Origin of the sequence: Acinetobacter sp. ABJ-A23_2 (assembly GCF_044538765.1) — a bacterium.
GTDB classification, from domain to species: Bacteria; Pseudomonadota; Gammaproteobacteria; order Pseudomonadales; family Moraxellaceae; genus Acinetobacter; species Acinetobacter nosocomialis_A.
The window spans coordinates 50180-62241 of the sequence record NZ_JBIUCP010000009.1 but is presented as its reverse complement, the minus strand read 5'-3'; the positions used below and the strand labels follow the sequence as shown (position 1 = coordinate 62241).

Sequence of the window (12062 nt, the reverse complement as noted above, 5' to 3'; positions counted from 1 at the left end):
TCAAACCCCTACCTTAACGGTGATGTGACAAGTACGCTTAGTAATACGATCTGCACGGCCTTTAGCACGTGGCATAATACGTTTAAGGCTCATGCCTTCATCAACGTAAATCGTAGAAACTTTAAGATCGTCAACATCTAAACTGTTATTGTGTTCAGCGTTTGCAATCGCAGATTCCAATGCTTTTTTTACTAAAACAGCAGCTTTTTTATTGCTGAAGTTTAAGATATTTAAAGCATGCGCAACAGATTTGCCGCGAATAAGATCTGCAACCAAACGTGCTTTTTGTGCCGAGATAGCGGCACCGCGTAATTTAGCAGTTACTTCCATCATGACACCTATTAACGTTTAGATTTCTTGTCAACACCGTGACCACGATAGGTACGAGTTGGCGCGAATTCACCGAGTTTATGACCAACCATATGCTCAGTAACAATTACTGGAACGTGATTACGACCATTATGAACAGAGATTGTTAAACCAACAAAATCTGGAAGGATCATCGAACGACGAGACCAAGTTTTGATCGGCTTGCGAGAGTTACTAGCAACAGCCGCTTCAACCTTAGCGAACAAGTGCGCATCGACGAATGGGCCTTTTTTCAGAGAACGAGGCATTAGTCAGATTCCTTTACTTGACGCGACGGTCGCGAATAATCATCTTAGTCGTACGCTTATTGGTACGTGTCTTGTACCCTTTAGCTTTTTGACCCCATGGGCTTACAGGTTGAATACCTTTGTTACGCCCTTCACCACCACCGTGTGGGTGGTCAATCGGGTTCATCGCCATACCACGTACGGTAGGACGAACACCACGCCAGCGTGAAGCACCAGCTTTACCCAATGAACGAAGGTTGTTTTCTTGGTTAGAAACTTCACCAATTACAGCGCGGCATTCAACGTGTACTTTACGCATTTCGCCTGAACGAAGACGAATAATCGCGTAAGAACCATCACGACCCAACAACTGAACAGAAGCACCAGCAGAACGCGCTAATTGCGCACCCTTACCAATTTTAAGTTCAACGTTATGAAGTGTAGAACCGATCGGCATGTTACGAAGTGGCAAGCAGTTACCTGGACGAATTGGAGCATCGTTACCAGATTGTACTTTATCGCCAGCACGTAAACCTTTAGGTGCAATGATATAACGACGCTCACCGTCAGCATATTTCAATAAAGCAATATGTGCTGTACGGTTTGGATCGTATTCAATACGCTCTACAACAGCTGGAATGCTGTCTTTGTTACGTTTGAAGTCAACGATACGGTAGTGTTGTTTATGACCACCACCAACGTGACGAGTAGTAATGTGACCGTTGTTATTACGACCACCAGTACGTTTTTTAGCTTCAACCAACGGTGCGTAAGGAGCGCCTTTGTGAAGATGGTCATGAACCACTTTCTCTACAAAGCGACGTCCTGGAGACGTTGGCTTACATTTTTGAATCGGCATAATTTTCGTCCTTATTCCGCTGCGCTTTCAGCGGTATCGCCCAAGTCAGCCATTTCAACATCTTGGCCGGCTTTCAGGGTGACGTATGCTTTTTTAACATCAGAACGACGTCCTAATGTACGACCAAAGCGCTTAGTCTTACCTTTAGTAATAGTTGTGTTAACTTTAACAACTTCTACACCAAAAAGTTTTTCAACTGCTTTTTTGATTTCAAGCTTAGTAGCATTGATGTCTACTTTAAATACTTGAACACCAACAGTATCACCTAAAACTTGTGCCTTTTCTGAGAAGACTGGTCCTTTAAGGACTTGATAGATACGTTCGTTGTTCATCCGAGTTCTACCTCAATTTTCTTAGCAGCAGCTACAGACATCACAACTTTATCAAACGCGATCAAGCTTACAGGATCGATTGCAGTTGCATCTACCACATCTACATGCGGAAGGTTGCGTGCTGCAAGATATAAGTTCTCATCTACAGCGTCAGTAACGATTAATGCACGAGCAGCATTTAAGTCGTTAAGTTTTGCAAGCAATTCTTTAGTTTTTGGAGCTGCAACAGCAAACTCTTCAACTAATACAAGGCGATCTTGGCGAACAAGTTCAGCTAAGATACATTGCATTGCACCGCGGTACATCTTACGGTTTACTTTTTGAGACCAATCTTGTGGACGAGCAGCAAAAGTTTTACCACCACCAACCCAGATAGGGCTACGAATAGAACCCGCACGAGCACGACCAGTACCTTTTTGACGGAATGGTTTTTTACCACCGCCAGAAACGTCTGCACGCGATTTTTGAGCACGAGTACCTTGACGACCACCTGCTAAGTAAGCAGTAACAACTTGGTGTACAAGAGCCTCGTTAAATTCACGTCCGAAAGCAACTTCAGACAATTCAACAGCAGAGCCGGAAACAGTTTTCAAATTCACGGTATTTCCCCTCAGGCCTTGATGGTAGGACGTACAATTACGTCACCGCCAGTTGCACCAGGAATTGCACCTTTAACAACTAAAACAGAACGTTCAGCGTCAATAGATACGATTTCAAGACCTTGTACTGTTACGCGTTCATCACCTAAGTGACCAGCCATTTTTTTGCCTTTGAACACGCGTCCAGGAGTTTGGTTTTGACCTGTAGAACCTAATACACGGTGAGAAACTGAGTTACCGTGAGTAGCGTCTTGGGTACGGAAGTTCCAACGTTTAACACCACCTTGGAAACCTTTACCTTTTGATTGACCAGTTACGTCAACAATTTGACCAACTGTGAACAAATCAACGCCAATAGTACCGCCAACTTCACGACCGTCAAGCTCAGCTTCAGTAACACGGAACTCTTTAACTAAACGACCAGCAGCAACACCAGCTTTCGCGAAGTGACCTTTCTGAGCGTTAGTTACGCGAGATTCGCGACGTTCACCAGTAGTTACTTGAACAGCTTGATAACCATCAGTTTCAAGTGTTTTGATTTGCGTAATGCGGTTTGGATCGACTTCGATGACTGTAACAGGTACAGAAACACCAGCATCTGTAAAGATGCGAGTCATACCACATTTGCGACCGACTAAACCAATAGCCATGTGCATAAACCTCTAAAAAAGCGGCCTAATTAACTAATCGTTAATTAACCGAAAGCCTTAACCCAAAGCGATCTGAACATCAACACCAGCTGCAAGATCCAACTTCATCAATGCATCAACAGTTTTATCTGTAGGTTGAACGATGTCGATCAAACGTTTGTAGGTGCGGATTTCGTACTGGTCACGCGCATCTTTGTTAACGTGCGGTGAAGTAAGAACGTTGAAGCGTTCGATGCGAGTAGGCATCGGAATTGGACCACAAACTTGTGCGCCGGTACGCTTAGCGGTTTCTACGATCTCTTGAGCTGATTGATCAATCAGACGATGATCAAAAGACTTAAGACGGATACGAATTCTCTGGTTAGACATACCAGTAAACTCCAAGCCAAATATATAAAGAATCACCTTTGACGCATCTCACCTATTGGTAAGTGTCAAAGGCAGTGATAATCACCAAGGTCGTGATCGATGCCACGACTGTAATGCACATTTACTACTTTCTTCGCAGTAAATGCCCTCTTCTTGAGGGTCGCTCATTATAACGATTGTTTAAGTCTTATGCAATTCTCTTTTTCTATTTTTTGTTCAAATCCTGCTTTAGCCAAGTATGAGTAATTCATTCTATGCACTTATTACAAACTCGATCGCTTTATTTAAGAGTTGATTACCCTGTTCAAATTTTTGTGCTTCCGAATATTGCAGTTCTCTTGCCGATTGAACATATTCACCGTCAAAAATAGATAGCTCCTCTTCATTTTCAAGTAAGAGTTCTAAAGCTGCCGGTGTCATTTCCGGATGAAATTGAAAACCTAATACATTTTTCCCAATCTGATATATCTGATTACGACAAGCAACGTTCTCAGCTAAACGTATAGCACCTTTAGGTATTTCAAATGTTTCACTATGCCACTGCATCACATTAATTTCTTCAGGTAGCGGAAAGCTTTCTTGGGGTAAGTTAGCAACTCTTTGAACTGTCGACCATCCAAGTTCTTGATAACGATTGCGACTAACAGCTGCACCTAATGCATTTGCAATTAACTGCCCACCTAGACAAAGACCTATAGCAGGTTTTCCTGCCGCCAAATATCGACGCAACCATCTTTTTTCTATTTTAAGCCATGGATAGTTTGCCTCGTCATTTACACTCATGGTTCCACCCATGATTAATAGTAAATCTACTTCTTCAATTCGTGGTAAAGCTTCTATTTCAAGTGACCGATCAACTGGTAGTGCAAAGAACTCCGTAGAGCTAATAGTGGCCTGATGAGCTTTTAAAAATGAATAACAGCTTCCAAACCCTTCGCCAGCAATATGTTGAAAATAGTGAACACGTAAATGCGACTTCATGCGCTTAAACCTATTGTTGTTAGAATGTTGGTTTGATCTTTGCAAAAATAAAGCCAAGTTTTTAGTGAATGTTACAGCAGTAACGAAACATCTTAGAATTAATCAAAAATCTAGCGAATAAGTGAGTTTTCTCTTAATCTAATCTTATTATTTAAAGCATAGTGCCCCATGAAAAAGCATAACAATTTCCAAACCCGACTCATTCATGCACCACGAAAAGCGCCTCAATTCATCGAGACCGTGCAACCTCCCTTATTTCGTGCATCGACTATTATTTTTAAATCAACTGCGCACCTTTTTGACCGTCATTGGACCAATCCTTATGACTACAGTTATGGTACACACGGCACACCAACAACGTTTACCTTAGGCGACAATATTGCCCAAATAGAGGGTGGTTCATACTGTTTACTTGCACCAAGTGGGTTATCTGCAATTAATCTAGTTAACTCTACTTTTTTAGGAACAGGGGATGAAGTTTGGGTACCAGATAATATATATGGCCCAAATCTGGAGCATCTAAACTATTTAAAAGATCAATATGGTGTTAGCGTCAAAGTTTATAATTCAATTGATGCCTCAAGCTTTAGACCAACTGAAAAAACCAAACTTTTATGGATAGAAGCAGCAGGTTCTGTCACTCTCGAATTCCCTGATCTTAAAGAGTTAGTTAAAAAAGCAAAGGCACATGGAGTTGCAACTGCTTTAGATAATACTTGGGGAGCTGGACTTGCATTTAATACTTTTGATTTCTCTGATGAGCACTTGTCAGTAGATTTAACTGTTCATGCGCTAACAAAATATCCAAGTGGTGGTGGTGATATTTTAATGGGAAGTGTTGTAACACGTGATGAGAAGTTACATCATCGTTTGTTCCGAATGCATGCCATTTTAGGAATTTCAGTATCTGGCGATGATACAGCTCAAGTTCAACGTAGCCTTGCTCACATGTCGTTAAGATATGAACAACAATCAAATAATGCTAAAACACTGCTGAAATGGTTAAAGGAACAGCCGCAGTTTGCTCAAGTTTTACATCCGAGTGATGAAGCTTCCCCAGGTCATCAATACTGGCAAGAGATTTGCACAACAGGTAAGAGTGCAGGATTAGTCAGTGTAATATTTAAACCTGATTATGACATTTCAGCAGTACGTCGTTTTTGTGATGCTCTTAAGCTATTTAAACTTGGCTTTAGCTGGGGTGGACCAGTTAGCCTTGTCATGCTTTATGATTTAAAAATGATGCGAAAACTTGAGAATACACATTTACAACAAGGTTTATTGGTTCGTTTGTGTATAGGTCTGGAAGATCCACAAGATTTAATTCAAGATATCGAAAGTGCACTGAAACATTTGTAAAACGACAACATCAATAGTGGCTCGCTCCAAGGGATAAAAATATATGGGTACACCGATTGTTATTGCTAAAAATATTAATGACACATCAAAAGAAATTGTTTTGCTTTCTCAATTTGCCAACCGGCATGGACTAATTGCAGGTGCTACAGGTACAGGTAAAACAGTCACATTAAAAGTGCTCGCAGAAAGTTTTTCTCGAATCGGTGTTCCCGTCTTTCTTGCCGATGCAAAAGGTGATGTTTCTAGCCTAGCAAAAGCTGGAGAGGCTTCAGATAAATTTAATGAACGCTTAAAGCTTTTACAAATTGATAGTGTTCCTTTTGCTGCCAATCCCGTTATTTTTTGGGATTTATTTGGGCAACAAGGCCACCCTATTCGGACCACTATTTCCGAGATTGGTCCAATTTTATTAGCACGTATACTTAACCTAAATGACACTCAAGAAGGTGTTTTATCTGCTGTGTTCCGCATCGCAGATGATCAAGGACTATTGTTAGTCGACTTTAAAGATTTAAAAGCCATGATCACGTTTGTGAGTGAACATGCGGCAGAATTTAAAGCCGAATACGGCAATTTATCTCCAGCCAGTTTAGGAGCGATTCAGCGTAATTTGCTCGCTCTTGCCGACCAAGGTGGAGATCAATTCTTTGGAGAGCCAGCGTTAAATATTCTTGACTTTATACAAACTGACGCTAATGGACTCGGCTATATCAACATTCTTGCTGCTGATAAGCTCATGAATACACCTAAGCTATATGCTACTTTCTTGTTATGGATGCTTTCTGAGTTATTTGAACAGCTTCCTGAAGTTGGTGATATGGATAAACCGAAACTCGTGTTTTTCTTCGATGAAGCTCACTTGTTATTTGATAATGCCAGTCAAGCTTTACAAGAAAAAATTGAACAAGTTGTACGTTTAATTCGCTCTAAAGGTGTCGGTATTTATTTTATTACCCAAAATCCACTCGATTTACCAGAAAGTGTTTTGGGTCAACTTGGTAACCGCGTACAACATGCCCTACGTGCCTTTACACCTAAAGACCAAAAAGCAGTAAAAACCGCTGCGGATACGTTCCGCTCCAATCCTAATTTCAAAGTGGATGAGGCGATTACACAGCTAGCCGTAGGTGAAGCACTCATTAGTTGTCTAGATGAGCAAGGTACACCACAAATTGTCGAGCGCGGTTGGGTCATGCCTCCCTACTCTTCTTTTACCCCTATTACGCCTGAAGAACGAAAGACTCTGATTTCTCAAAGTATTATTGCTGGCGTCTATGAGCAAGCTGTAGATCGCGAGAGCGCTTATGAAATGCTCCAAAATAAAGTCGCTGAACGTGAGCAGCAAAAACAGGATGCTGAGCTTGCCAAAGAGCAAGAAGCTTTAGCGAAGCAACAAGCCAAGGAACAAGAACGTTTAGCACGCGACCAACAGAAGGAAGAAGAACGTGCTGCAAGAGAACGAGCAAAACTAACTCAAGATATTGTCGGAACTTTTGCAAAAAGTGCTGCTCGAAGCTTAGGCGGCAGTACAGGACAGAAATTGGTGCGGGGGCTACTCGGCTCATTATTTGGAAAATAAAAACTTAATCAAATCATTATGTTATTTTAAGGGATTTAATATCCCTTAATTTTTTTAAGGTTTTTGTAAAAAAGCTATTGCCACAATTTTTTTAAAGATGTATTTTAAATACATCTTATATAGCCAGATAATTAAGGTCTAGCCATGACTCCACAACAAATTGAACTCGTTAAATCTACTGTACCTGTATTACGTGAACATGGCGTTACGCTGACTACATACTTTTATAAACGTATGTTGAATAACAACCCAGAATTAAAAAATGTATTTAATCTTGATGATCAGACCAGCCTGCGCCAACCTCGCGCTCTTGCAGCAGCAGTACTCGCGTATGCTGAAAATATTGAAAATCCTACAGTGCTCGCTAAAGCAGTTGAACGTATTACCACTAAGCATGTGAGTTTAGATATTCAGCCAGATCAATATGCAATTGTGGGCGACAACTTACTTCATTCAATTAGTGAAGTTTTAAATGTTCCATTTGAATCAGAACTGATTGAAGCGTGGAAACAAGCTTACTTACAGTTGGCAGATATCTTAATTGGTGTTGAAAAACAAAAATATGAACAGCTTGAAAGCTTAAAAGGTGGATGGGCTGGCTGGCGTTCATTTGAAATTACACAAATTGATCCTCTTGAGTCTGGCAAACGCTTTACGTTAAAAGCGACTGACCACGAAGATGTACTGACTAGCCCAGCAAATGCTTTTATTTCAGTAAAAGTTCAAGTTCCCGATCAACAACTCGAACAACCTAAAGCTTTTAAATTTACAGAAGCTCAAGAGAACAATACTTATCATTTTGATGTTCAACCTGAAGAAAACCATACAGAGTTTTCGGTCTCTAACATTTTGCTTGAACACTATAGAGTGGGTGATCAAGTACAAGTTTCAGCCCCTTTAACGCTGTAACTGAAAAAGCGCTAGCCTGAAAGTTTTATTCTTTAGACTTTCAGGCTAAGATGATCAACCTCTTAACCTTTAGTTTTTGGTGATCATGCAACTTAATAAATTTACCGATTATGCTTTGCGAATATTAATGTATGTCGCTCGCCCAAGTGACGCGCCCTACACAATTGCAGAAATCGCTCAAGATTTATATGTTTCGCAAAATCATCTCGTGAAGGTTGTCCATTTTATGGGTAAACAAGAGTGGATTATCACCATTCGCGGTAAAGGTGGTGGAATTCGCTTAAACCCCAAAGCATTAGACTTAAAGCTCGGTGCAATTGTCCGAATTTTACAAGGTGACCATCAAATTGTTGAATGCAACACCCCACCGTGCGTTCTACGCTCGCATTGCGGTTTAAAAGGAATTCTTGATCAAGCTTTAGAAAGCTTCTATCAAAGTTTAGACCAATATACGCTGGGAGAAGTCTTACAACAGCCTAAATCTGCTTCAAACACCTCACCTATAGACTTTTTACAAATCTAGTGCCCGTAATTCTATTTATCTTTGCAAGCAAGCTTACTGAAAATTAGCAAGAATAACCAAGCTCCTTTATACTAGGCGCGAGCCCTCTCATTTAAAAAGTTATTTTTTATGCGTCGTAGTGAAAAATCGAAAGACACCAAAGCCAGACTCGCACCCAAGCAAAAGATCAGTTATGAAAAGAAACCAGATCCAGCAATCACAGCTTATGCTGTGCAATCTCTGAACTGGTTACGCCAAGCTGAGTTTTTAATGAGTGCTCCTAAATTGGCACTTTGTGTTGAAGATAGTGGCTACGAGATTGCTTTTGCAGGGCGCTCAAATGCTGGTAAGTCTAGTGCTATTAATGCCTTAACCAACAAAAAACAACTCGCACGTGCCTCAAAAAAACCTGGCCGTACTCAAATGATTAACTTCTTCAGCTTAGGTAATCCTGATCAACGCTTAGTTGACCTTCCTGGTTATGGTTATGCAGCTGTACCAGAAGATATGAAGCGTGTTTGGCAAAAAGAATTAGAAAATTATCTAATCCATCGTAAAAGCTTACAAGGATTAGTTTTACTTATGGATATTCGCCACCCTTTACAGCACTTTGACATGATGATGCTAGAGTGGGCTTATTCACGCCATCTATTTGTTCATATTCTTTTAACCAAAGCAGACAAACTGAACCGTGGTCCAGCAAACAAAGTCTTGCTTGAAGTTAAACAACAATTGAAAAAAATGAAGCTTGATTTCTCTATTCAGCTTTTCTCATCACTTAACAAATTAGGTTTAGAAGAACTCGCAAGTGTGATGGCTGGTCGTCTACATTTCACACTTGATCAAGAGCCAGAATTTGACGTTGACGCGATCCCTGAGGCAAGCGATGAGGATGCTGAAGAGTAAATCGTCAAAACAGATACAATTTCTTCATTAAATTTATATTCAATTGGCCCCTATTGCTAAACACAAATGTAGGGGCTTTTTTTATACTCGTTATAACTTCATCGAGTTAAAAATCAGGACTAAATGATGAAATTGTTATCTTTTTTGAAGAACAAGGCTTTAGGTTCTTCTATTGACTATAAAATTCTTCCACGCAAAGTAAAATTTGACTGGAAAGATACCCCTGTAGACTGGATTCCAAACCAACCGTTTGCAAGTTATTTTATTAATGAAATTAATAATATCCTGCCTGCTGGAGAGTTCTGGTTCTGCCGACTCTATAACAAAGTTTTGCCTCGTATTACCGATGAAAAACTTAAACAGGATGTTCAAGCATTTATTCGCCAAGAAGCAATGCACGCAAATGCACATACTTCTGCCAATAAAGAATATTTGAGCGCACGTAATATTGATATCCAGAGAAATCTGGACATTATGAATTATCTATTTACCACTGCCTTAGCAGATAAACCATTCGACAAAGAAGTCCCTCAATTTCTACAAGGGCAATGGGACCTTTTCCGTTTGGGCGTTATTGCAACTGTTGAGCATATGACCTGTGTACTCGGTAAATATGCGCTTTACAACAAACGTTGGGAAGAATTAGGCGCAGATCCTGAAATGGTCGATCTGGTTAAATGGCATGGTTCAGAAGAAATTGAACACCGTACCGTTGCTTTTGATTTATATCGCCATTTGGGTGGTGGATATATTCCACGCTACTATTTAAGCCTTGCAGTGATTGTACTGGTGCTTGGATTATGGGTAGATGGCGCTGCACATATTATGAAACAAGATCCACGTTTTGCTAATGCTGCTAAATCTAGATTTTTCCCAGTATGGGTTGCTGTAGAGTGGTATAAAATTAGCAGAAAAGATAATCAGGTTTTACCAAACCCAATCTGGTTGATTGCCCAACAAATTGATTACCTCATGCCTTGGTATGATCCAGTCAAGGAAGGCAGCACTGAAGATGCGGTAAGTTATTTATCGCAATCTCCAGCAGCAAAAAGAGCCGAGTTACAAGCGGCTTAAAAATAAAAAAGCAGGATTTAAAACCCTGCTTTTTTATTTAGGAGATTAGACACTGATATCTTTATCTTTTGTATAACGATCAACAACCACACTAATCATCATATCACCCTGCACATTTACCACTGTTCTTACCGTATCCAATAGGCGATCAATCGGAAGTAAAATTGCAATTGCTTCAGCCGGTAAACCTACAGACTGTAAAACCATAATCATGGTAACCATACCAGCACTTGGAATGCCAGGGGCCCCTAGTGATGCAATCATTGCTGTTAAACACACAATAATTTGTTGTGTCAGGTTTAAGTCTAGCCCCACCAAATTTGCGACAAACAATGCAGCAGCTGCTTCATATAGTGCTGTGCCATCCATATTAAGCTGTGTACCTAAAGGAATTACAAAACCAGCTGTTTGCGGACGAACCCCTAAGTTTTCCTGTGCGCATTTCATACTAAGGGGCATTGTGGCAGAACTAGAACTGGTTGCAAATGCTGTAATTAGCGCTGTACGTGTTCCTTTGAAAAAAGCCCAAGGACTCATGCGGCCAAAAATCCAAAGTAGTAACGGTAAAACAACAGCGCCATGAAAAATGGTAGTCCCTGTCACTACAACAGCAAACTCAGCCAAACGACTGAGTACCGAAATATCTTCCGTTGCCATTAACTTTGCTAATAAAGCAAAAATACCCAAAGGTGCTAGCTTCATTACCCAGCCGACTAGCATCATCATCATTTCAAAAAATTGATGACTTAATAAGCGAATACTTTTAAAACGCTCACCGCCATGGACTAAAGCAACACCAACAAATAGTGCAAACACCACAACGGCTAAAACGTTACCATCGCTGAATGCTTTAAATGGATTAATTAATGTATTTTGAATAAAATTAGTGAAAAAACTTGCAGGATTTAAACTATCTGGTGCCTGATAGTTTTGCATAGACGTTTGGAAAATAGAGATATCTATACCACGTCCTACTTCAAATAGATGAGCACAACTTATACCTAAAATTAAAGCTAATGTTGTTGTAGTCAAACAACATAAAAAGGTAATTTTCCAGACTGGACCTAACTGCCCTCCCGCCTGCAAATTAGATACACCCACAACAATCGAGCTAAAAATCAAAGGCACCAACAACATTTTAAGCAGCCCAATAAAGACACTACTTAATATGCCTAACCCATATAAACTATGTTTTACAAACGCAGTATCGGGATACAACGTTAATATAAAACCAAAGGCTAAGCCTAAAATGGCAGCAATAAGAATTTGTGTGTTTAAGTTCATATCAGCATTATTTTTTTCAGTTGGCAATCCTTTTGCAAATATGACATGAGCTTGCTTTTCATA

The 12062-nt window shown here is 40.2% G+C and carries 15 protein-coding genes and 1 pseudogene; 7 read left to right on the top strand and 9 right to left on the bottom strand.

The genetic code is table 11. The annotated features are described in order from the left end of the window. The 8 genes from rplV to ACH63V_RS05185 all read right to left on the bottom strand — a co-directional run bounded on the left by rplV (position 1) and on the right by ACH63V_RS05185 (position 4386). Positions 1 to 330 (bottom strand): 50S ribosomal protein L22, encoded by a 330-nt coding sequence (gene rplV, locus ACH63V_RS05220; protein WP_001982638.1) that lies wholly within the window; start codon positions 328 to 330, stop codon positions 1 to 3. Positions 331 to 341: 11 nt separating this feature from the next. Continuing rightward, positions 342 to 617, bottom strand: a complete 276-nt coding sequence (rpsS, locus tag ACH63V_RS05215) for a 30S ribosomal protein S19 (RefSeq protein WP_001138119.1) — start codon at positions 615 to 617, stop codon at positions 342 to 344. Between the two features lie 13 nt (positions 618 to 630). Continuing rightward, positions 631 to 1455 carry a 50S ribosomal protein L2 gene (gene rplB, locus ACH63V_RS05210; protein ID WP_002049686.1) on the bottom strand — a complete coding sequence of 275 codons (825 nt, stop codon included), beginning with the start codon at positions 1453 to 1455 and terminating at the stop codon, positions 631 to 633. A gap of 11 nt (positions 1456 to 1466) precedes the next feature. Continuing rightward, positions 1467 to 1787, bottom strand: coding sequence for a 50S ribosomal protein L23 (rplW, locus tag ACH63V_RS05205; protein WP_002049693.1), 321 nt, complete (start codon positions 1785 to 1787; stop codon positions 1467 to 1469). After that, positions 1784 to 2386: a 50S ribosomal protein L4 gene (gene rplD / locus ACH63V_RS05200; protein ID WP_002049755.1), complete on the bottom strand. Its 603-nt coding sequence runs from the start codon at positions 2384 to 2386 to the stop codon at positions 1784 to 1786. The genes rplW and rplD overlap by 4 nt, the downstream gene beginning before the upstream one ends. Before the next feature lie 11 nt (positions 2387 to 2397). Continuing rightward, a complete protein-coding gene (gene rplC / locus ACH63V_RS05195) occupies positions 2398 to 3036 on the bottom strand; it encodes a 50S ribosomal protein L3 (RefSeq protein WP_263614652.1) in 639 nt (212 codons plus the stop codon). Between the two features lie 57 nt (positions 3037 to 3093). Continuing rightward, positions 3094 to 3405, bottom strand: coding sequence for a 30S ribosomal protein S10 (gene rpsJ / locus ACH63V_RS05190; protein ID WP_000070912.1), 312 nt, complete (start codon positions 3403 to 3405; stop codon positions 3094 to 3096). 252 nt (positions 3406 to 3657) lie between these two features. After that, positions 3658 to 4386: a type 1 glutamine amidotransferase gene (locus tag ACH63V_RS05185; protein ID WP_396462932.1), complete on the bottom strand. Its 729-nt coding sequence runs from the start codon at positions 4384 to 4386 to the stop codon at positions 3658 to 3660. 168 nt (positions 4387 to 4554) lie between these two features. On the opposite strand from ACH63V_RS05185, the gene ACH63V_RS05180 reads away from it, so the two are divergent. From ACH63V_RS05180 to ACH63V_RS05150, 7 genes and pseudogenes are all read left to right on the top strand, one after another. Beyond that, complete coding sequence (locus tag ACH63V_RS05180) at positions 4555 to 5745, top strand: PLP-dependent transferase (RefSeq protein ID WP_396462931.1); 1191 nt, start codon at positions 4555 to 4557, stop codon at positions 5743 to 5745. A gap of 43 nt (positions 5746 to 5788) precedes the next feature. Next, positions 5789 to 7324 carry a helicase HerA-like domain-containing protein gene (locus tag ACH63V_RS05175; protein ID WP_311069738.1) on the top strand — a complete coding sequence of 512 codons (1536 nt, stop codon included), beginning with the start codon at positions 5789 to 5791 and terminating at the stop codon, positions 7322 to 7324. 23 nt (positions 7325 to 7347) lie between these two features. Continuing rightward, positions 7348 to 7466: pseudogene (locus tag ACH63V_RS05170) on the top strand (hypothetical protein). A gap of 2 nt (positions 7467 to 7468) precedes the next feature. Beyond that, on the top strand, positions 7469 to 8233 hold the full coding sequence (locus ACH63V_RS05165; RefSeq protein ID WP_263614656.1) for a globin domain-containing protein: 765 nt from the start codon (positions 7469 to 7471) through the stop codon (positions 8231 to 8233). An 85-nt stretch (positions 8234 to 8318) separates the two neighbouring features. Further along, complete coding sequence (locus ACH63V_RS05160) at positions 8319 to 8756, top strand: Rrf2 family transcriptional regulator (protein ID WP_145849729.1); 438 nt, start codon at positions 8319 to 8321, stop codon at positions 8754 to 8756. A 108-nt stretch (positions 8757 to 8864) separates the two neighbouring features. Then, positions 8865 to 9641: a ribosome biogenesis GTP-binding protein YihA/YsxC gene (yihA, locus tag ACH63V_RS05155; RefSeq protein ID WP_005067265.1), complete on the top strand. Its 777-nt coding sequence runs from the start codon at positions 8865 to 8867 to the stop codon at positions 9639 to 9641. 123 nt (positions 9642 to 9764) lie between these two features. Beyond that, positions 9765 to 10715 carry a metal-dependent hydrolase gene (locus ACH63V_RS05150; protein WP_396462930.1) on the top strand — a complete coding sequence of 317 codons (951 nt, stop codon included), beginning with the start codon at positions 9765 to 9767 and terminating at the stop codon, positions 10713 to 10715. Between the two features lie 45 nt (positions 10716 to 10760). Here ACH63V_RS05150 and ACH63V_RS05145 read toward each other — a convergent pair whose 3' ends face one another. Beyond that, the gene (locus ACH63V_RS05145) at positions 10761 to 12026 is read right to left on the bottom strand and encodes a dicarboxylate/amino acid:cation symporter (RefSeq protein ID WP_057069029.1); all 1266 of its coding nucleotides are present in this window, start codon (positions 12024 to 12026) and stop codon (positions 10761 to 10763) included. Positions 12027 to 12062: the final 36 nt, after the last annotated feature.